Origin of the sequence: Halomonas sp. MMSF_3323 (assembly GCF_030733595.1) — a bacterium.
In the GTDB taxonomy this organism is placed as follows: Bacteria; Pseudomonadota; Gammaproteobacteria; order Pseudomonadales; family Halomonadaceae; genus Halomonas; species Halomonas litopenaei.
Genome location: NZ_JASHIT010000030.1, coordinates 26,224 through 46,760 on the forward strand (window position 1 = coordinate 26,224; position 20,537 = coordinate 46,760).

Genomic DNA, 20,537 nt, shown 5'->3' on the forward strand with positions numbered 1-20,537 from the left:
CGCCTGCGGGTTGGGTCCAGGCGTGGCGCCGATGCCGGCACTGCACACGCTAGCGCCCATCAGCGCCCAGACCCAGCGGCTGACCTTCGAGCACCAGGGCGAGCGCCGCGTGCTGCTCGGCGTGCTGCGTCATGACCACCAGCAGCTTCAGTTGGCGCTGATAAGCCCTCAGGGCCAGCGACTGCTGACCCTGGTGCAGGATGACGAGGGCGCGCGCTTCGCTCCGGGCGCCGCCTTCGAGCCGCCTTTCAGCGCCGACTGGCTGGCCAGCCGCCTGAGTTTCAGCCTGTGGCCCGAAGCACGCCTGCGAGAGGCCTTCGCCGGCAGTGACTGGTCGCTCGAGCAGCGCGACCACGAGCGCCGCATCTATCATCAGGGCCGCCTGGCGGTGCGACTCGAGATGACGCCGACCTGCCACGTGATTCATGATATCGAGGCTGACTACCGGCTCAGCGTGGCGACCCTCGCGCCCTCCCCGGATGCCCGCGAGAACAAAAGCCCGAACAGCAGCGTCAGCACGACCACCACCAACCATAACGCAGTGACCGATTCACCATGCCCCTCGACGTGACACCTGCGCAGACACCCTGCCGACTGCATGCGCCGGCACTGGTCTGCCCCCTGGGGGATGACCTCTCGACCATCGCCGCGCGGCTGTTCGACGGCCAGCACGGCCTGGTGCGTAGCGATAAATACACCCCCGGCAGGCCGCTGTGGCTGGGCACCGTGACCACGCCGTTGCCCGACGACGGTGACTGGCCGGCGCGCCATCGTTCGCGCAACAATCGCCTGCTGGACGCCGCTTTCGCGCGTCTGCGGCCGACCCTTGATGACTACCTTGCCAGCCATCCCGGGGCACGCCTGGGCGTCGTGCTGGGCACCAGCACCTCCGGTATCGGCGAGACCGAGGCGGCAGTGGCCCATCGTGCCGCCAGCGGCCAGTGGCCAGAGCCCTTCCACTACTGCCGCCACGAGATCGGCGCAGCGTCCGACTTTCTGGCCTGGCGCCTGGCCGCCGAGCGGCCGGATATCCGTCTGATCACCGCCTATACCCTGTCGACCGCCTGCACCTCCAGCGCCAAGGCCCTGGCCAGCGCCAGGCGGATGCTCAAGGCGGGGCTGTGTGACGCCGTCATCGCCGGTGGCGCCGACAGCCTGTGCGGTCTTACGGTGAACGGCTTTGCCGCCCTCGAGGCGGTCAGCGACGAGCCCTGTCGCCCCTTCGCCGAGGATCGCGACGGCATCAATCTGGGCGAAGGCGCCGCACTGTTCCTGGTCACCGCCGAACCCGGCGGCGTTCAGCTCAGCGGCTGCGGCGAGACCAGCGACGCCCACCATATCTCCGCCCCTCGCCCCGACGGCATGGGCGCTCTGGAGGCCATGCGCGCCGCTCTAGAGATGGCCGGCCTCGGTCCGGATCAGATCGACTATCTGAATCTCCACGGCACCGCCACCCGACAGAACGACAGCATGGAGTCCCGGGCGGTCGCTCAAGCCTTCCCCGATGGCGTGGCCTGTGGCTCGACCAAGAGCCTCACCGGCCACACCCTGGGCGCCTGCGGCGCGCTGGAGGCAGCCTTCTGCTGGCTGGCCATGCACCACAACCGGCGGCCGCCACATCTGCACGCAGCAGACCCGCAACTGCCCGCGCTTTCGCTGTGCGGATCTGATACGACGCCAGCCACCGAGGTGCGACGTAGCCTGACCAACGCCTTCGCCTTTGGTGGGAACAATATCGCCCTGGTGATGGAGCGCGCGCCATGACGACACCCCCGACTCCCGTGACAGCCCCCCTTATGTCCACTGATGCCTCTTCTTCCGGCAGTGCAGACGCGCTGCCCCCTATCGCCGACCTGGTGCCCCACTCCGGCGCCATGTGCCTGCTCGACAGCGTGCTGGAGATCGGTGAGGAACATCTGATCGCCCGTATCACGCCCGACCGGCAGGACCCCTTTGCCAATGACCACGGCATTCCCGGCTGGGTCGGCCTGGAGTGGCTGGCCCAGGCCATCGCTGCCTGGTCCGGGCGGGCCGCCCGCGAGGCCGGAGGCGAACCCCGGATCGGTTTTCTGCTGGGCTCACGGCACTATCACTGCGACGTCGAGCATTTCGTCTTCGATTCCCCTGTCGAGGTCAAGGTCGAACTCGACTACCGCGCCGACAATGGACTCGGCGCCTTCCGCGGTGAATTGCGCGACGCAAAGGAGCGGCGCCTGGCCCACGCCACCCTCAACGTCTTTCAACCCGACAGTGCCGAGACCCTGTCGGCCATGCTCGAGGATTCAGCGCCATGACCGATACCCTGCTCGTCACCGGCTCCAGTCGGGGCATTGGCCGCGCCATCGCCCTCAGGCTCGCCCGCGATGGCTTCGATATCGTGGTCCACTGCCGCAGCCGCCGTGACGCCGCCGAACAGGTGGCCGACGAAGTTCGCGCCCTGGGCCGTGACGCCCGCGTGCTCTGCTTCGACGTCACCGACAGAGACGCCGCCAGAGCCGCTCTCGAGGCCGACATGGAGGTCCACGGCGCCTACCACGGGGTGGTCTGCAACGCCGGCATCACCGCCGACGGCGCCTTCCCTGCGCTCACCGATGACGACTGGGACAGCGTCATCGATACCGGCCTCAACGGTTTCTACAACGTGGTCAAGCCGATCACCATGCCCATGGTGCGACGCCGCAGGCCAGGCCGCATCGTGGTCATGTCGTCGGTGTCGGGGATCATGGGCAACCGCGGCCAGGTCAACTACAGCGCCGCCAAGGCCGGCCTGATCGGCGCGGTGAAGGCCCTGGCGGTGGAGCTGGCCAAGCGCCGGATCACCGTCAACGCGGTGGCCCCGGGACTGATCGACACCGACATGACCGAGGGTCTGGCCAGCGAGGAAGCGCTGAAGGCGATTCCGATGCGCCGCAGCGGTCGCGCCGAGGAGGTGGCCGCCACCGTCAGCTTCCTGTGCTCCGAGGACGCAGGCTATATCACCCGCCAGGTCATCGCCGTCAATGGAGGCCTCTGCTGATGCATCACAATGGACATCGAGCCGATGGACTTGGCCGCCGCGTGGTGGTCACCGGCATGGCCGGCTTTTCTCCCGTCGGCAACGACTGGGACACGATCAAGACCCGACTGCAGCGCGGTGAAAGTGGAATTCGCCACCTTCCCGAGTGGGACGTCTACGATGGGCTAAACACTCGCCTCGGCGCCCCGGTGGAAGACTTCAGCCTGCCCGCCCACTACCATCGCAAGGCCCTGCGCAGCATGGGGCGCGGCGCGCGCATGGCCACCCGCGCCAGCGAGCTGGCGCTCGAGGATGCCGGGCTGCTCGACAGCGACCTGCTGGGCAGCGGCGAGATGGGCATCGCCTACGGGGCCTCCGCCGGCGAACCCGACGCCGTGGCCGACTTCGGCAACATGCTGATCAACAAGTCCACCGACGGCCTCAACGCCAATTCCTACATCCGCATGATGGCCCACACCGCGCCGGTCAATATCGGCGTCTTTCTCGGCCTACGGGGACGGATTCACACCACCTCAAGCGCCTGCACCTCAGGCAGCCAGGGCATCGGCTACGCCTACGAAGCGATCCGCTTCGGCCGTCAGAAGGCGATGATCGCCGGCGGCTGCGAGGAACTGTCCGCCTCGGAGGCGGCGGTCTTCGATACCCTGTTCGCCACCAGCACCCGCAACGACACCCCCGAGGCAACGCCGCGCCCATTCGACCGCAACCGAGACGGTCTGGTGATCGGTGAAGGCGCCGGTAGCCTGATCCTCGAGGACCTGGAGCATGCCCAGGCGCGCGGCGCCCGCATCTACGCCGAACTGGTCGGCTTCGGCACCAACAGCGATGGCCGCCACGTCACCCAGCCCGACGCCGCCATGATGGAGCGCGCGATTCGCCAGTCCCTCGACGATGCCGGCGTCAGCCCCGCCCAGATCGGCTACGTCAGCGCCCACGGCACCGCCACCGATCGTGGCGACATCGCCGAGAGCCAGGCAACCCGGGCAGTATTCGGCGAGCGCCAGCCGGTCAGCGCCTTCAAGAGCTTCACCGGCCACACCCTGGGGGCCTGCGGTGCCCTCGAGGCCTGGGTCGCCATCGAGATGATGCGCGAGGGCTGGTTTCACCCCACCCTCAATCTCGACCATCCCGACCCGGCCTGCGCCGAGCTCGACTACCTGCGCGGCGAGGGCCGACGCATCGACTGCGAGTACGTGATGAGCAACAACTTTGCCTTCGGCGGCATCAACACCTCCTTGATCTTCCGCCGCTGGCCGTAGCTGAAGCCCAAGGGGCCACCAGGCCTCCCACCAAAAAGAAAGGAAACGACACCATGAGAAAGGGAATCCTCGCACTGACGCTACTGGTCGCAGGCCTTGGCGCAGCCACCAGTGCCCAAGCCAGGGACACCCCCTACTTCCTGCCGATCCAGGAAGCCCTGGCCACTCCGGCCGCCCAGGAGAAGCTTGACCCGAACATCCGCCTGGTGTTTGCCGATGCCGGCGGCAACGTCAGCCAGGACTTCGGTGAGGTGGTCACCAGCCGCAAGACCAACGCCTTCAACAAGACCGACGAAGAGGCCTGTCGCTGGGTCATGCTGTCGGCGCTGATCGCGCTCCAGGATAGTGCCCGCCAGCAGGGCGGCAACGCCGTGGTCAACATCGAGAGCTTCTACGACAGGAACGCACGCGCCTCGACCAGCGAGTACGAGTGCCACGCCGGCGCCTTGATGGCCGGTGTCGCGCTGAAGGGCGATGTCGTCACCCTGCGCTGAGGCTCGTCTCCCATGCCTGCTGCTGGCCATCGCCGAACTGCCGGCCAGCGGCACGTCCGATCAGGGTGCGGCACGGGGGAGACAACAAGGAATTGGGTCGCAGCAAGCACGCCAAGGACACGACAACGGGCGACAGCCGCGACGCATTCAAGCAGGCATTCGCGGCGAGGCTGCCTCGCACCTGGGTCGTGAACGGCTCAGCCGACTCGCCGCCGGACTCGGCTTTGACTGCCCGGTGGCGGGCTGGTCCCCTCGCGGTGCCGGGCCGCCTCGCCACCCCGGGCTACCCTCGCCCTGGACCGCGTGCCTCAGCCACAGCGGCAGCCTGGTCGTCGCTGGGCTCGCCGAGGTGCCGGTAGGGCTGGATATCGAATGTCCCGACCGGCGACAGCGACAGCGTCACCGAAGCCGCCTCGATGGCCTGATCGCGACGCTGCCCGAAGCCAGCGTACGCCGGGCCATCCAGCGGGCGCCGGATGCCCTGGCAGCCTTCTACCGCGCCTGGACCCTGTACGAGGCCCGCTACAAACTCGGCTGTCTCGAAGGCCAGCCCCCGGACCACGTCCTTGCCACCCGCATCGGCTCATTGATGGCGCCTGACCTGACCGACATGATCAGCCATTCGAATAGCCATACGAATAGTCATTCAAATCGTCAGCAGTCGGGCGATCCCCTCTACGCCTGGCAGGCGCAGGATGACCGCCTCACCCTGAGCCTGTGCGCCCGTGAACTCGGGCTGAGCATCGAGATGCGCTTGGGTGGATTGGAGTTCCCGGACTGGACGGGGCTTCCACAGACATTCGATTGAGAGAGCGTCATCGGCGCCGGATGGGGCCATCTGGAAAGCAGGAGGTGGGCCTTATTCACTGCTGTCCTGCCTCATGCTTGTCTTCTCAGCTCCGCCACCTGCTCAAGCTCGAGTCCACAGATTTCTGCGATTTCGCGGTCATCCATGGCGGTGCGCGCAAGCAGGTTACGCGCGGTTTCCAGGCGCCCTTCCTCGCGTCCTTCCTCGCGTCCTTCCTCTAGACCTATCTCTCGCCCTAGCCGTCGTCCTTCCTCGAGTCCCTTCTGCTTCCACTGTTCGGGCCATCGTTTGGCACGTTCCGACAGCATGGTGTGTACCTCCTCAAGGTCATTGAGCGCCTGCCACTGCTCGTGGTCGCTCTTCCCGCCCGGCACCCAGTTGGGCAGCAGGACGCGCTTGATCCATGTCGCGAAGTGGCGCCGCAGCCGAGCCTGCCCGGGTGATTTCAACCACTCCACCAACTGGCCGATGGTGTCGATCACGTCCTGTTGGCTATGGTGATACTCCAGCCGAAAGATGGCGGCAACCAGGTTGCGGGTGTCCGTAGGCCAGCGCTCGTCGGCGACGATCGCACCTTCATCCAGCAGTAGATAGGACTGCGAGGGTTGGTAGCGAGCCAGCTCCGTCGCTGCGGGATGAATCAGTTCGGACAGCTCCTTCGCGGCACTCCAGCGTCTTTCTCCATTGTAGAGGACGATGGGCAGCACCGGCGGCAACCTGCGCTCGCTGGCCAACTTTCTCTGCTTCACCAGGTCCTGATACAGCAGACCCACGTAGGTCATGATGCGCAGCGCCATGAAGGGATCGACGCTGCTCTGAAACTCGATCAACAGATAAAGGTACAGCCAGTCATCACCAGAACGCACCCGCCAGATCACGTCACCTTCGCGGTCGCGAAGATCATCCGTCACGAAACTGCCGCTGACCTTCTCCAGGCTGTCCAGGTCCAGCCGCTCGACCCACTCGCCTTCGACGAACCCGGTCAAGAGGTCACGTATCACCCTGGGCTCACTGAACAGCAGCTTGTAGCTCTGATCATGTCTATCACGCATGGCAGGCTGGTCCGTCAATACATCCTGCATCGCAGCGTGGCGGCTAATCACACTCTTCTCGAGCCCACACGTAAGCTTCAGCACAGACAAGGCCAGCATGTGAGTTGCATGGGGCAGAATGACGGCGGCTGCCGAGAATCAGGCAGCCACTAATCGGCGAGCTAACAAGCGCACGCGTTCAGCACCGTGCCTTCCACCAAGGTCTACCCCATTCGAGGCATTCCTGCCTTGCCTAAAATGTCAGACATTAACTATAGTAACGTCGAACATTATGGAGGCCTGGATGGACGCTCTCGCTTCACTCCCGAGGCCCGCCGAGGGTCGCGGTGCCGCGGCGCTGGCCGAGGTACTGGCACGGGCGATTCTGTCGGGACACTGGCAGCCGGGGGATCTGTTTCCTCGGGAGCTGGATCTGTGCCAGCACTTCGAGGCCAGCCGCAATCGGGTGCGTAACGCCCTGGGCGAACTCAGCGCGGCGGGCCTGATCGAGCGCACCGCCGGTCGCGGCACCGTGGTGCGCGATATCGTCGACTGGCATCTGCTGGATCCGCAGATGAGCGGCTGGATGGCCAGCCTGGACGCGCCCCACCCGCAACTGGTCGAGGCGGTGTTCGCCTTTCGCCTGGCAGCGGAGCCCTATATCGGCGAGCTGGCGGCGCTTAACGCCTCCGGAGAAGACCTGGCACGCATCGAACGCGCCTTCGACGGCATGCGGGAGACCGCCGATGCGCCCTCGCAACGACTGGCCCACGCCGAACACGATGTGGCCTTTCACGACGCCATCTATCGCGCCAGCCACAACCTGGTCTGGCGCCAGATGGGGCTGCTGTTGAGGCCCTCCATCGTGGCCCTGATCCAGCGCTCGCAGCGCCATGCCGGGAGTTCCTCCGACGGCCCCACGGACGACGCAGCAGGCGGCCATGCGCGTGGACTCAGCGACAGCCTGGAGCGCCACCGCCAGCTACTCGAGGCGATTCGCCTGAGGCAGCCAGAGCAGGCCCGCCGCGCCACGGAACTGCTGCTCGAGCGCACCGCACGTGACCTGGACAAGACACTCCCGGCCAGTGGCATCACGACACCGGCGTCGCGACACCTTTAAGCCCGTCCGCTCGCTTCACCCAACCCCATCGACATCGGGCCAAGCAGGCCCCCACAAGAGGCATCGACCATGAAGATCACCCGACTCAAGACCTGGCAGGTTCCGCCACGCTGGTGCTTTCTGAAGATCGAGACCGACGAGGGCGTCTACGGCTGGGGCGAGCCGGTCATCGAGGGCCGGGCCGCCACCGTGGAAGCCGCAGTGCACGAGCTGTCGGACTACCTGATCGGCCAGGATCCGCGCAATATCGAGCACCTGTGGAACGTCATGTACCGGGCCGGCTTCTATCGCGGCGGCCCGATTCTGATGTCCGCCATCGCCGGCATCGACCAGGCGCTGTGGGACCTCAAGGGCCGCGAACTCGGCGTCCCGGTGCACCAACTGCTGGGCGGCAAGGTGCGTGATCGCATGCGCATGTACGCCTGGACCGGCGGCGATCGTCCCGCCGACGTGGGTGCCGGCGCCAAGGCACTGACCGATCAGGGATTTACCGCCTTCAAGATGAACGGTACGCCGGAGATGCAGATCGTCGACAGCCATCGCAAGATCGACGAGGCGGTCGCCCGCGTCGCCGAGGCTCGCGACGCCGTCGGTCCCGACGTGGGCATCGCGGTGGACTTCCACGGCCGTGTCCATCGGCCCATGGCCAAGACGCTGATGCGCGAGCTCGAGCCCTATCACCTGATGTTCATCGAGGAGCCGGTGGCACCCGAGCACCTGCCGGTGCTCAAGACCATCGCCCAGGATCTGGCCACCCCGATCGCCACCGGCGAACGCCTGCACACCCGTTTCGCCTTCCGTGACCTGCTCGCCGACAACATGGTCGATATCGTCCAGCCGGACCTGTCTCACTGCGGCGGCATCAGTGAAGGCTTGAAGATCGCCACCCTGGCCTCGGCCTACGACGTGGCCCTGGCGCCCCACTGCCCGCTGGGCCCGCTGACCCTGGCGGCGTCGCTGCAGCTGGATGCGGTATGTCACAATGCCTTTATCCAGGAACAGAGCATGGGCATCCACTACAACAAGGACAACGACGTGCTCGACTATCTGGTCGACAAGAACGCGCTGGCGATCGAGGACGGCTTCTGTGCCATTCCCGAGGGGCCAGGCCTGGGCGTCGAGATCAACGAGGCGTTCGTCGAGGAACGCGCCAAGGTCGGACACCGCTGGCGCAACCCGGTATGGCAACACGATGACGGCTCCGTCGCCGAGTGGTGAGCGACGGCTGATCGCGTTGCCGAACAATGACAACAGTCCTGGTGGATGCGCGCTCCAAGGTGCCATCCGCCAAGTTCGAGGAGACGTCATGTCCCGTTCCGCATCCCCCTGCCTTGGCGAGGCTCGCGCCATCGTCGAGGCACCCTGCGAACTCGGCGAGGGCCCCAGCTGGGACGCCCGGCGTGGCGAGTTTCGCTGGCTCGATATCCTCGGGCGCCGCTTCCATCGCTACCGCCTCGAAGACGGCGATCATCGGTCCCAGGCGCTGGACGAGCTGGTGTCCTTCGCCGCCCCCTTGACCAGCGGTGATGATCTGCTGGTCACCGAACACGGCCTCAAGGAACGCGACCACGCCCACGGCGGCGTGTCACCCTGGCGCGAGGTCGAGGCTGCCAACCCGGTGACGCGCAGCAACGATGCGCGCATCGATCGCCACGGCGGGCTGTGGTTCTCGACCATGGGCAAGGCCGCCGAAGCCGCAGCCGGCAGCCTCTATCGCCTGTACCGCGGCGAGATCTTCTGCCTGAAGCAAGACATCACCATCCCCAATGCCCTGTGCTTTTCACCGGATGGTCGCCTTGGCTACTTCACCGACACCGCCACCGGGGTGGTCATGCGCTGGGCGCTCGACGCCGAGGGCTTCCCGTTGCGCCAGGATGGCGGCGCCTTCCTTCAGGACGGGGTGGCGGCAAGGCCCGAACAATTGGCCGAGCCCGAACCCTGGGCGGACTTCAACGACGACCCGGGAAACCCGGACGGCGCAGTGATCGATGCCGATGGCTACATGTGGCTGGCGCTATGGGGGTCAGGGCGGGTTGCCCGGCTGACGCCGGATGGCGAGGAGGTCGGTCATGTCAGGGTCAACGCCGACCAGCCCTCCTGCCCGGCCTTCGGCGGGCGTGAGCTGACCACCCTGCTGATCACCACCGCCACCGAAGGACAGCGAGAACACAAGGAAGGCCGCCAGGACGGCGCTACCTTCCTGTTCGACCTGAGCGAAGCGCTTCCCGGCGTACGTGGGCTCGATGATCCACCGATCGCACTGCGCTGAATCGCTGCTCACATGCCGCCGCTTTCGGCTTGTCCATCGGCGGCGGCGCCCCCAGGTTTACGACGCACCCCCAGAGGCCTGAAGCATGAGCGAATCCGACTCTCCCAAGGTCGCCATCATCACCGGTGGCTCACGCGGTATCGGGGCCGACATCAGTCGGCGTCTGGCCAACGATGGCTATGCAGTGATCGTCAACTACGCCCATCACCGCGAGGTCGCCGACGGCCTGGTCGAGGAGATCCTGGCCCAGGGCGGCGCGGCGCTGGCCGTTCAGGCAGACATCTCACGCACCGACGAAGTGGCGCAGCTTTTCGACACTGCCATGCAGCGCTTCGGTCGCGTCGATGCGCTGGTGAACAATGCCGGCGTGCTCAAGGCGGTGCCCATCGCCGAGGCGGCGGACGACGACTACGACACGCACTTCGAGACCAACACGCGCGGCACCTTCAACACCCTGAGGGAAGCCGCCTCGCGCCTGGAAGATGGCGGCCGAATCGTCAACCTGTCGAGCAGCGCGCTGGCGCTGAATCTGCCTGGCTACGGGCTCTACAACGCCACCAAGGCTGCAGTGGAGTCGCTGACCCGAGTGTTTGCCGGCGAGTTGCGCGGCAGGCGGATCACCGTCAACGCGGTAGCGCCGGGACCGGTGGATACCGAACTGTTCCGCTCGGGCAAGACCGAGGAACAGATCGAAAGGTTCACCCATATGCCACCACTGGAGCGACTGGGCCAACCGCGTGACATCGCCGCGGTGATCGCCTTCCTGCTAAGCCCCGAGGCCGAGTGGATCAATGGCCAGGTCATCCGCGCCAATGGCGGCTTCGCCTGAAGCAGCGTCGTCAAGGCTCAGCGCAGTTCTTCGTTGGCGGCGTCGCGGATGCCGTCCCCGACGCGACTGCGCAGCCACTCGGTGGCGGCCTCGGCGGTCATTGGTCGTGAAATCAGGAAGCCCTGCAGCATATGGCAGCCTTGCTCCGCCAGGTGGTCCGCCACCGTCTGGTCTTCCACCCCCTCGGCGACCACGCTGAGCCCCAGATGGTGAGCAAGCTCGATCGTGGAGGACACGATGACGTCGTCCTCGGACCCCTTCACCAGCTGCATGACGAAAGACTTGTCGATCTTCAGCTCCTGGACCGGCATGCGCTTGAGCTGGGCCAGCGACGAATAGCCTGTTCCATAGTCATCGATGGCCAGCTCCACCCCCATGGCGCGCAATGACTGCAGCTTGCGCGCCCCCATCTCCGGCGATTCCATCAGCGCGCTCTCGGTGAGCTCGATGCACAGACACTCGCCGCGCAGGCCATGGCGGTCCAGCGCCCGCTCGACCCGCTTGATCAACCCTGGCTGCTGCAGGTCCATGGCCGAGATATTCACCCCGAGGCGCACATTGAGCCCCACCTCGCTCCACCTGGCCAGCTGCTGGCAGCCGGTGTCGATGACCCACTGGGTCAATTGGTGGATCAGCCCCGAGCGCTCGGCAAGGGCGATGAATTCATCCGTCGGGATGCGTCCGAGCCTGGGGTGGTCCCACCGCAGTAGTGCCTCCATGCCGAGGGCCCGGCCGGTCAGGGCCGACACCTGGGGTTGATAACGCAGCGAGAACTCACCGTTGCTGGCGGCGTGCTGGAGATCGCGCACCAGAGACAGATGGCGCAGATGGCGTTCGTCCTGGCCGTGCAGGTAACACTGATAGGACTGGCGTAGCTGACGTGCTCGATCCAGTGCGATCTCGGCCCGCCGCAGCAGCAGGTTGGCCTCGCCGCCATGCTCCGGATAGCGCGCCTCGCCCATGGCGCAATCGAGTGTCACCGGCGACCCATCCAGACGGATCGCCCGGGTCAGTCGACGATGCGTATCCTCAAGCCACAGCGGGTCGAGGTGAGACACTGACAGCAGCAGCAGGAATTCGTCGCCACTGAGACGGTAAGCCCCTGCCTTGGGTGCCGGCAGATCCGCCAGGCGTCCGGCCAGCGTACTCAGTACCTGATCACCGAAGTCATGGCCGAAGGTGTCGTTGATCCGGCGCATATGGTTGATGGTCAGCCGCAGCAGGGTAAAGGGACGCCCGGTGGCGATGGCAGCCTCGATATCCTCGTTGGCGCATTGGCGATTGCCTAGCCCGGTCAACTGGTCCTGGCGTGAGCGCTTGCGAATGTCGGCTTCCCGGCGCACCAGGTCGTTCTGCATCTTCAGCATGGTCGAGGACAGCAGACCAAATTCTCCCTTGCGGGGAAGTCGATCGAGATCCAGAGGTTCCCCACGCCCCACACTCTTGGCCGCCCCCACCAGGCGCAACAGCGGCAGACTCACGCTCCGAGCGATCAGGATAGCGGCCACCAGCATCAGCGCCAGGCTGATCGCCAGGATGATCGCTAGCTGGCGCTTTATTGCCTGATAGTCGGCCAACAGAGTCTCGTAGGAACGCTCTACCACGAGCTGGATACGCCCCTCTGCATCCTCGAACAGCGTCAAGGCTCGGCGCAGACCCTCGCTCCCCACAAGGCCTACGTCCTCACCTTCACCCACCTGCACCTCGAAATGGGTGTCGCTGCGAATCAGCGCCGACAGCGCCGTTGCCATGTCCTCGTCGAGGCGAAACCCCATGATCAGCCACCCCGCCGACGTCTTTCCCTGGACCGGATACAACACAAGTTGAAAGGCCTCGCCATCATGAATGCCAAGGGTAACGGCCCCATCATTGTGTCTCGTCTGTTCCCTGGGGTCGCGGAAAGCTCCTGTCCCCAGAGCTTCGTGATGGCTCGACACCAGCACACGACCCTTCTCATCGAGCAGGCTCGCCATATCGGCGCCCATGCGCTGCGCGTACTCACCCAGAACGTTTCCCCTCGCCGCCCTGTCGAGCGAGTCAACGGCTTCGCGGAAACGTGGATCTTCCACCAGCAGGCTCACACTATGCAGCAATTGTTGGCCCCAGCCATCGAGCAGGGCGACTGCCACACTGGAAGCTACTCTCAGTTCCTTCTCGCCCTCCTCCAAGGCGGTGGATTTAACCGCACTGAGTACCGCCCATGACACGACCAGCTGTATCCCGATGGTCAGGACCAGCATCACCAGCAGTAGCCGAGCACGAAAGGACATCGAAAGGCCTCCACGGATTGTCGATGGCGCCACCACCACACAAACGCTGCACACAGAGTGGCAGAAAAGTCACCCGTAACCCCCTCACAGGCACTGCGGTCTGGCCGGCTTAGGCCACTTCAGGGACAGGCTTCACCCTGGCCTTCTAGAATAGCCATACTGTTACTAAATGTAACTAATATTCACAAAATCTTTGCCGTCCAGCCCCGCGCAGTCGCGGCAACCCTGACCGACGAGGTGGCGGCCAGTCCGTCATAGGCTCTGATATGCTGTGGTTTCATGACCGACGAGAGACCAACATGACCGGATCGACACCTCGCAGACGACCCTATCAATTGGCAGAGACCATCAAGGGCTGGATCGTCGAACGCGAGCTGTCACCGGGTGATCGCCTGCCCGGTGAGGCGGAGTTGATGGAGATCCTCGGCGCCTCCAAGGGCACCGTTCGTGAAAGCACCCGGGTGCTGGAAGCCCAGGGGCTGGTCGAGACGCGTACCGGCCCCGGCGGCGGCGTGTTTATCCGGGAAATGAGCGAATCCCGCGCCATCTCGCTGCTCAGCCACTATCTGTACTTCAAGGACATCTCGATCCGCGACATCTACCAGATCCGCCTGGCGCTGGAACCGGAGCTGGTAGCCTCGCTGGCGGGGCAGGTCGAGGTTTCAGAGATCGCCAGGCTGCGCCAGTCACTTGCGAGCTACGCCGAGCCCGCCTGTGACCTGGACGCCGAGCGCCAGCAGCACATCGACTCGCTGGACTTCCATGAACAACTGGCGCAGCTTTCCGGCGGCAACCCCTTGCTGTCCTTCATCATCCGCTTCACCGCCCAGGTGCTGTCCGACCTTACCGTCTATCGGCGGCTGTACGAGCCCGGCGACCATCATATCGGTCCCGCCGGCTGCCAGTATCACGCCTGGCTGCTCGACGCCATCGAGGCCGGCGACGGAGAACGCGCCCGCACCCTGATGCGCGAGCATCTGCTGGAAGCCCAGGCGGTGATGCACGACAACGAAGCACAGGTGCGGCGCGGGTTTCTCAACGAAGGTTAACGACCCTCAGAGGCGGAGGTGCGAGTGCCTTGCCCACCTCGACGACGCCTATTGCGCTTTCGGAGTCAGGTCCTTGAGAAATTGCATCAGTACACGAGTGGCCGCCTCACCGTCGGCCGCGGTGATGGCTTCGTCCGGATGGTGACTCAGGCCATCGGTACAACGCACGAACAACATGCCGATACCGGTCAGGTCGCACATCGCCAGACCGTCATGACCGGCGCCGCTGAACAGCAGATCAGCCGGCTCATCGCACCGTTGGCAGGCATCCCCCAAGGCCTCGATCAGCCAGTCCGCGCAGGCCACCGCCTCGGCCTCATAGGTCGTCTCCACCGTCAGTGACAACTCGCGCGCCTGTGCCAATTGTCGGCAGGCGGCCAGAATGTCCTCGCGACCACGACGCCGAACCTCGGCGTGGGGAGAGCGCAGCTCGAGGGTGAACACCACCTCGGCAGGAATCACGTTGACCGCGTTGGGGCGTACCTCCAGCTTACCCACCACCCCGACAAAATCCTCGGTGGCGTTAAGGATGCGGTCGACCTCGGCGATCATCTCGGCAGCCCCCACCAGCGCATCGCGACGGCCCGGCATCGGCGTGGTGCCGGCGTGGCCTGCCTTGCCGGCAACCGTCAGCCGGTGACGCTCGATCCCGGTCAAGGAGGTCACCACGCCGAGAGCGTGATCGCGCCGTTCCAGCACCGGCCCCTGTTCGATGTGGACCTCGACGAAGCCCAGCACCGAGTCAGGATCTCGGGCCAATGACGGAATTTGCTCAGGATCACCACCAAAGGCCCGAAGCGCCTCGCCCACGCTGATGCCATCGGCATCCCTGGCCTCCAGACTGGCAGGATCGAAGGTACCGGCCAGGGCACGACTGCCGATCAGCGTCGACTGAAAACGGGTCCCCTCCTCATCACCGAAGGCCACCACTTCGACGCCGTAGTCGAGCTCGATCCCATCCTTCTTCAATCGCTCCAGCGCCAGCAGCGGCAGCGCTACGCCGAGCATGCCGTCATACTTGCCACCTTCGACCACGGTGTCCTGGTGTGACCCCATGATCAGCGTGCGCGCGCCGGCGCGCGCCTTGTCGCATCGCCCAACCAGATTCCCGGAGGCATCCAGTTCGGGCTCAAGTCCGGCCCGGCGCATCCAATCGGCGATAAGTTCGAGTACCTGGCGGTGTTGCTCCGAGCAGAACAGCCGGGTCACGCCGGCGCCAGACTCCGAGAAACACGCAGCCTCGTCGAGGCGCTCGAGCAGTTGTGCGCCGAGCGTCATGGTCTCGTGGTCAGCGGTCATGATATCTCCAGATCGGGTGCCTTGAGGCACCGGAATAACGAAGGAATGGCGTCAGCGACGCGGCAGGGACGCCAGAAAGTCGGCAAAGGCAGGCGCGCGCACACGCCTGGCCAGGGCGCGCAACTCGTCCGCGATATCGCCCTCACACCAATCGACACGCAGATCGAGGGGGGCCTGGGTGAACGACTCGATACGCAGAGCGGCGGAGCGCGTGCCTCTGACGTCGCCCCCCTCTGCCAGGGCGACCTCCAGGGCGTCGATCAGTCCCTCGAGCAGCGTCGCCTCATAGTCGTCGCGGTACTCGGGCGTTGCGCCCTGGCGCACGGCGTCGGCGTTGGTACAACAGGTGTCGACAAAGGCATGAGCCAGGGCCTCGACCACCTTGGCGCTGGCCAGCAGATTGCCCGCCGTGGCCACGCCGGGGTAGCAACAGGAAGCGACGGTGGCGAGGTTGTCGGCACCGCTATGCAGCGCTGAGCGCCCCTGGACATCCATCACCAGGCACTGACGCAACGAGGTGCCCTTGTCGGCGTCGACCTGCCGGGCAAGCGCACCGCGGGCATCCTCCCCCCGTTCCAGCGCCCGGCGGACACCGTCGGGATACCAGGGGTGGGTAACCCGCCCCTGGGTCGCGCAGGCGCCGACGCCACGCCACACATGGTGAACGTAGCCGCCCACCGCCACACCTCCGGTGGCGGTGAGGGCGGCTACCGTGCCGGTAGCCGGATGAACATGCAGCAGCGACAGTGTCATGGCGCGACCTAGTAGCCGACCATATGGCCGATCACCAGACCACCCCAGGACAGCAGGTAGACCAGCGCCATGAAGGGCAGGATAGCCTTCAGCCACTTCTCGTAGGACACCCGGCCCAGCGCCAGCATCGCCAGGGTGCCACCGGAGGTCGGCACGATCAGGTTGGTCAGGCCGTCACCCACCTGGAAGGCGGTGATCATCAGCTGGCGGCTCATGCCGACCAGGTCGGCCACCGGCACCAGGATCGGCATGGTCACCAGCGCCTGGCCAGAGCCGGATGGCACAAACAGATTGATCACCCCCTGGACGACGCTGGCCATGATCGCCGACAGCGCCCCCGGGATGTCCTGAATCAGACCGCTCAAGGCGTAGACGATGGTGTCGATGATCTGGGCGTCCTTGAGGATCACCTGGATCGAGGCGGCCAGGCCGATGACCAGGGCGCCCGCCGTCACGCCGGATGCCCCTTCCATCATCTGCTTGACGATCTCGTTGGCCGACAGGCCGTTGACGATGCCGATCACGATGGCGATCAGCAGGAACATGCCGGCAATCTCATTGATGTACCAGCCCTGGGTAAAGACCCCCACCAGCATGGCGGCGAGGCCACCGACGAACACCACCAGCGTGAGCTTGTCGCGCTTGCTCATGTGGTACTCGTCCAGCGACTTGCTCATGGCCTTGGCGTCGTTGGGCTCCTCGAAGTCCATGCGGGTGACGAATCGACAGATATACCAGGACAACAGGCCCAATGAGGTCAGCACCAGCAAGGCACGCAGCCAGGCGCCGGAAAAGGTCGGTAGCTCGGCGATGCCCTGGGCCACGCCCACGGTATAGGGGTTGATCGGCGACAGTGCAAAGCCCACGCCGATGCCACCCACCGCCATGGTGGTGCCCACCAGGCTGGAGCAGCCCACCGCGCTGGCGATCAGCACCGCAATGGGCACCAGCGCAATATTGTTCTCGAAGCCGACGGCCACACCGAAGAAGCCGTAGATGAAGGTGCCGGCGGTGATGATGACGTTACGCCGTTCGACGCCGACGCGATTGACCGCCACCCCGATGGCGTTCTCCAGGGCGCCGGTGCGTTGAAGGATATGGAACAGCCCGCCGGCGATGAACACGATGAACAGGTACAGCGAGGCCGCGTTCAAGCCCTTGGGAATTGCCACGAAGATGTCGAAAGGCGAGATCGCCGCCACGTCGCTCAGATAATGAAAGGAGTCCGGCACTACGCGGGTGCGTCCATCCTGCATGACCCGCTCGAACTCGCCGGCGGGAATGATGAAGGTCAGCGCATAGGTGGCGAGCAGGATCAGGAAGATCAGCACCATCGGGTCTGGCACCGTGCGATACCACTTCTTGCGCTCTTTCAGCGTCTGGTCGTGGGCACTCATGGAGTTGTCCTTGTTGTGGAAGAACCGTTCTGGATCGTTTGTCGAAGAAGGCCTGGCGATGGAGTGACGCCGCGAGCGTATCGCGGCCACCTCCAGATGAACAAAAGTATTTATCATGATAAATAGAGGGTCAAGTCGGAACCGACGCGGTATCCGGACTGCCAGCGTTGGCAGGTGACGCGCGATTTGCCTGGCGCCCCGCTATGCTCAGCAACAAGGGCGCAGGATAGTGCGCCCACCGCCTGAACATGGCCCGGGAGGATGCGATGGAAGAACTGGAACAACTACCCTTCGTGTCGCTGCTGCTGGGAGAGGTTCAGGCCTACCTGTCAGACATTGGCTCTGCTGGCCCACGACTGGCCGCCGGCCTGCTGCTGATCCTGGTGACCTGGCTGGTGGCGAGATTCGGCCGCGCCCTGGTGGCTCGGGTGGCCGACAAGGCCAAGCTTCGACGCAATCTTCGCGACGTCCTGACCATGCTGACGGGGCTCTGTCTTTGGCTCGGGGGACTTCTGATCACCATCACCCTGATCTTCCCCACCGTCACCCCCGGCAAGGCCCTGACCACCCTGGGCCTCGGTTCCATCGCCATCGGCTTCGCCTTCAAGGACGTGTTCGAGAACTTCCTCGCCGGCCTCTTGATCCTGTGGCGAGAACCCTTCCAGATCGGCGACCACATCGCCCTTGAGGCCAACGACGTGGAAGGACAGGTAGAGCAGATCACGGTGCGCGACAGCCGTATCCGCCGCACCGACGGCCAGATGATCGTGGTGCCCAACGCCCTGCTGTTCCAGCAGCCGGTCATCGTTCGCACCAACCGCGATATCCGGCGCACCTCCATCATCGTTGGCGTCGCCTACGACGAGGACGTGGACCAGGCTCGCGAGATCATCCAGGGCGCGGTCGCCGAGGTGGACTCGGTGCGCAGCGACGTGCGTGCGGTGCAGGTCTTCGCCAAGGCCTTCGGCGCCAGTTCCATCGACTTCGAGGTGGCCTGGTGGACCGGGTCCCGCCCCGTCGACATCCGCGCTTCCCGCGATCAGGTGGTGGCATCCATCAAGCGCGCGCTCGATGAGGCCAATATCGAGATTCCCTTCCCTTACCGCACCCTGGTGTTCAAGGACCAGGCAGAGGCCGAACGCTTCCATCCTTCGGAAGCAGGTCGCCCACCAGACTTATGAACCAGCACTATTTACGCGGTTCGTACTAGAAACTACGTGATCGCCTATCTAGACCAAGGGAGAAAATGGGTAGGATTCAAGTCGGAAGGACGCAGCTTATCGAACCAGTCTCCCTCAACTGCACACCGGCATCACGCTGGATCTACAGGACGAGATACCGATGCATCGCCCTACTGCTCCCGGATTTCACGACCCTGTCGCCCCCGGTCACTCATCGCCCCAGGCCTTCGAGCTCAGGCGAGTGCTGCCGGGCTACTGGTTCGACAGCCTGGCGGGGCGCGAGAGTCGTCTCGACTTCTGTCTCAACGCTACCCTGGCGCTATCGTTCTACTATGCCGCCCTGTGGGCGACCACCATCACCGCCCCCGCCCTCGAGGACGCATTGACGATCAAGGCAGGCCTGCTGGGGCTCTGGTGGGTTGTCATCAGCCTTCAGCCCTTGGTGCTGCACGGCACTCGTCGCCTGCACGACCTGGGCCAGGCGGGCTTGTGGAGCCTGATGCTGCTGGTCCCCGGCGCCAACCTGCTGCTGACGGTGGTACTCGCCATGCAGCCCGGGGAGTCCAGCGACACCGAGCACGACGAACGGGGCTCTACCAGCGGTGCGGTATTGGTGCTGAAGCCACTGCTGATCCTGGCCACCTGGGTCGGGTTCTTTTACGTCTTCCGTCAGTAAGCCGGGGAAGTGGGCAGTAAACACTGCAGGAGCACGTCAGGGCCTTTCGGTAAGAGAGAAGAGATCGTCAGTTTCCCTTGCCAGCAACCTCGCCTCCTCTCGCACCCGGTCGATAAACGCCCGGGCAAGGCGAGACGGCTCCCGATCGCGAGGCACGATCAAGCTGTAGCGATACGGGATACGCGGTTCGAAGCGCTTGACCACCAGCCCCAACTTTCGATAGTGAAGCGCCGTCATCGGATCAACCAGCGATACCCCTCCACCAGCCAGCACGAAACCACAGGCGGCATAGTGCAATTGGGTATCAAAGGCCTGATGACGTTTCACCTCCCGCTCCTCGAACAGCCGATCCACGGATTCCCGCAAGCGCTGTTCCGGACCCAGCGAGACAAACGTCTCGCCCGCCAGATCCTCAGGTTCCAGATGCTCACGGTCGGCTAGCGGATGCCCCGCAGGCAATACACACACAACCCTACTGTCCAGCAGGGCTCGCTCCACGACAGCGGGATCGTCTACCGGAATGGCGGAAATGACTCCCAGGTCAAAATGCTGGCCGGCAACGAGATCGATCACTTGCTGCGTATTTCGAACCTGCAAAGTGGCGGAAACACCACTATGCGCCGCTAGAAACCCGCGAACCACACCTGGCAAGAAATCCAGCGAGATCGCCGGCATACCGGCGATCCGCAAGCTGCCCAGATGAAACTCCCTGAGTTCTTCCGCCGCTCTAGATAGCTGCTCCAGCGATACGAAGGCTCGTTCGACCTCCTCGTAAAAGAACCTTGCCTCCGCTGTTGGCACCAGTCGCCGTCGATGACGCTCGAACATGGACACGCCCACCGTCTGCTCGAAGTCATGCAACAGGCGACTCACCGCTGGCTGGGAAATGCACAGAATGTCCGCTGCACGAGTGGTCGTCCCCCCCTGCATGACCGCTCTAAAAGCCTCGATTTGTCGGTAGGTTACTTTCGCCATGAGACACCTAAAACATCATGTTATCTAATGATACTGAAAAACGATTTGAGGTTATACGTGTTGAATACCACGATGAGCGCATCGGTCCCCAACAACACAACAAGTGAGGCG

The 20,537-nt window shown here is 64.7% G+C and carries 20 protein-coding genes; 14 read left to right on the plus strand and 6 right to left on the minus strand.

What is annotated here, in order from left to right:
* Window positions 1-31: 31 nt before the first annotated feature.
* Genes RBB39_RS15320 through RBB39_RS15350 form a run of 7 tightly spaced genes read left to right on the plus strand, consistent with a single transcriptional unit; the run spans window position 32 to window position 5,577 of the window.
* On the plus strand, window positions 32-571 hold the full coding sequence (locus tag RBB39_RS15320) for a DUF3261 domain-containing protein (RefSeq protein WP_071211134.1): 540 nt from the start codon (window positions 32-34) through the stop codon (window positions 569-571).
* Window positions 556-1,764: a beta-ketoacyl-ACP synthase gene (locus RBB39_RS15325; RefSeq protein ID WP_045993625.1), complete on the plus strand. Its 1,209-nt coding sequence runs from the start codon at window positions 556-558 to the stop codon at window positions 1,762-1,764. Before RBB39_RS15320 ends, RBB39_RS15325 begins: the two co-directional genes overlap by 16 nt.
* 32 nt (window positions 1,765-1,796) lie before the next feature.
* Entirely contained in the window at window positions 1,797-2,294 is a 498-nt protein-coding gene (locus RBB39_RS15330; protein ID WP_045993626.1) for a hypothetical protein, read from the plus strand.
* Window positions 2,291-3,016 carry a 3-oxoacyl-ACP reductase FabG gene (gene fabG, locus RBB39_RS15335; protein WP_045993627.1) on the plus strand — a complete coding sequence of 242 codons (726 nt, stop codon included), beginning with the start codon at window positions 2,291-2,293 and terminating at the stop codon, window positions 3,014-3,016. The genes RBB39_RS15330 and fabG overlap by 4 nt, the downstream gene beginning before the upstream one ends.
* Entirely contained in the window at window positions 3,016-4,275 is a 1,260-nt protein-coding gene (locus tag RBB39_RS15340; RefSeq protein ID WP_045993628.1) for a beta-ketoacyl-ACP synthase, read from the plus strand. Before fabG ends, RBB39_RS15340 begins: the two co-directional genes overlap by 1 nt.
* Before the next feature lie 53 nt (window positions 4,276-4,328).
* Window positions 4,329-4,769, plus strand: a complete 441-nt coding sequence (locus RBB39_RS15345) for a hypothetical protein (protein WP_045993629.1) — start codon at window positions 4,329-4,331, stop codon at window positions 4,767-4,769.
* Window positions 4,750-5,577, plus strand: a complete 828-nt coding sequence (locus tag RBB39_RS15350) for a 4'-phosphopantetheinyl transferase family protein (protein ID WP_052704423.1) — start codon at window positions 4,750-4,752, stop codon at window positions 5,575-5,577. The genes RBB39_RS15345 and RBB39_RS15350 overlap by 20 nt, the downstream gene beginning before the upstream one ends.
* A 71-nt stretch (window positions 5,578-5,648) precedes the next feature.
* Here the strand turns inward: RBB39_RS15350 and RBB39_RS15355 are convergent, their stop codons facing one another.
* A complete protein-coding gene (locus RBB39_RS15355) occupies window positions 5,649-6,629 on the minus strand; it encodes an Rpn family recombination-promoting nuclease/putative transposase (protein ID WP_045993630.1) in 981 nt (326 codons plus the stop codon).
* Window positions 6,630-6,912: 283 nt separating this feature from the next.
* Between RBB39_RS15355 and RBB39_RS15360 the strand changes: the two genes are divergently transcribed.
* The 4 genes from RBB39_RS15360 to RBB39_RS15375 all read left to right on the plus strand — a co-directional run bounded on the left by RBB39_RS15360 (window position 6,913) and on the right by RBB39_RS15375 (window position 10,826).
* The gene (locus tag RBB39_RS15360; protein WP_045993631.1) at window positions 6,913-7,728 is read left to right on the plus strand and encodes a FadR/GntR family transcriptional regulator; all 816 of its coding nucleotides are present in this window, start codon (window positions 6,913-6,915) and stop codon (window positions 7,726-7,728) included.
* Window positions 7,729-7,797: 69 nt separating this feature from the next.
* Window positions 7,798-8,946 carry a galactonate dehydratase gene (gene dgoD, locus RBB39_RS15365; protein ID WP_045993632.1) on the plus strand — a complete coding sequence of 383 codons (1,149 nt, stop codon included), beginning with the start codon at window positions 7,798-7,800 and terminating at the stop codon, window positions 8,944-8,946.
* 88 nt (window positions 8,947-9,034) lie between these two features.
* Window positions 9,035-9,997: an SMP-30/gluconolactonase/LRE family protein gene (locus tag RBB39_RS15370; protein WP_045993633.1), complete on the plus strand. Its 963-nt coding sequence runs from the start codon at window positions 9,035-9,037 to the stop codon at window positions 9,995-9,997.
* 85 nt (window positions 9,998-10,082) lie between these two features.
* On the plus strand, window positions 10,083-10,826 hold the full coding sequence (locus RBB39_RS15375) for an SDR family oxidoreductase (RefSeq protein ID WP_045993634.1): 744 nt from the start codon (window positions 10,083-10,085) through the stop codon (window positions 10,824-10,826).
* Between the two features lie 17 nt (window positions 10,827-10,843).
* On the opposite strand, the gene RBB39_RS15380 is transcribed toward RBB39_RS15375, so the two are convergent.
* Window positions 10,844-13,096 carry a bifunctional diguanylate cyclase/phosphodiesterase gene (locus RBB39_RS15380; protein WP_045993635.1) on the minus strand — a complete coding sequence of 751 codons (2,253 nt, stop codon included), beginning with the start codon at window positions 13,094-13,096 and terminating at the stop codon, window positions 10,844-10,846.
* Between the two features lie 299 nt (window positions 13,097-13,395).
* Between RBB39_RS15380 and RBB39_RS15385 the strand changes: the two genes are divergently transcribed.
* Window positions 13,396-14,145: a FadR/GntR family transcriptional regulator gene (locus tag RBB39_RS15385; protein WP_045993683.1), complete on the plus strand. Its 750-nt coding sequence runs from the start codon at window positions 13,396-13,398 to the stop codon at window positions 14,143-14,145.
* Between the two features lie 48 nt (window positions 14,146-14,193).
* Here the strand turns inward: RBB39_RS15385 and RBB39_RS15390 are convergent, their stop codons facing one another.
* From RBB39_RS15390 to RBB39_RS15400, 3 genes are read right to left on the minus strand one after another with little or no spacing between them, the layout of a single operon-like run.
* The gene (locus RBB39_RS15390) at window positions 14,194-15,444 is read right to left on the minus strand and encodes an allantoate amidohydrolase (protein ID WP_052704424.1); all 1,251 of its coding nucleotides are present in this window, start codon (window positions 15,442-15,444) and stop codon (window positions 14,194-14,196) included.
* A 51-nt stretch (window positions 15,445-15,495) separates the two neighbouring features.
* Window positions 15,496-16,197 (minus strand): DUF1028 domain-containing protein, encoded by a 702-nt coding sequence (locus RBB39_RS15395; RefSeq protein WP_045993636.1) that lies wholly within the window; start codon window positions 16,195-16,197, stop codon window positions 15,496-15,498.
* Window positions 16,198-16,205: 8 nt separating this feature from the next.
* Entirely contained in the window at window positions 16,206-17,594 is a 1,389-nt protein-coding gene (locus RBB39_RS15400; RefSeq protein WP_045993637.1) for a YfcC family protein, read from the minus strand.
* A 266-nt stretch (window positions 17,595-17,860) separates the two neighbouring features.
* Here RBB39_RS15400 and RBB39_RS15405 point away from each other — a divergent pair, with 266 nt between their 5' ends.
* Both RBB39_RS15405 and RBB39_RS15410 read left to right on the plus strand, forming a co-directional pair.
* Window positions 17,861-18,775, plus strand: coding sequence for a mechanosensitive ion channel family protein (locus RBB39_RS15405; protein ID WP_108449236.1), 915 nt, complete (start codon window positions 17,861-17,863; stop codon window positions 18,773-18,775).
* Between the two features lie 160 nt (window positions 18,776-18,935).
* Window positions 18,936-19,451 (plus strand): DUF805 domain-containing protein, encoded by a 516-nt coding sequence (locus RBB39_RS15410; protein ID WP_045993638.1) that lies wholly within the window; start codon window positions 18,936-18,938, stop codon window positions 19,449-19,451.
* Between the two features lie 36 nt (window positions 19,452-19,487).
* Here the strand turns inward: RBB39_RS15410 and RBB39_RS15415 are convergent, their stop codons facing one another.
* Window positions 19,488-20,426 (minus strand): LysR substrate-binding domain-containing protein, encoded by a 939-nt coding sequence (locus RBB39_RS15415; protein ID WP_045993639.1) that lies wholly within the window; start codon window positions 20,424-20,426, stop codon window positions 19,488-19,490.
* Between the last annotated feature and the right edge of the window lie 111 nt (window positions 20,427-20,537).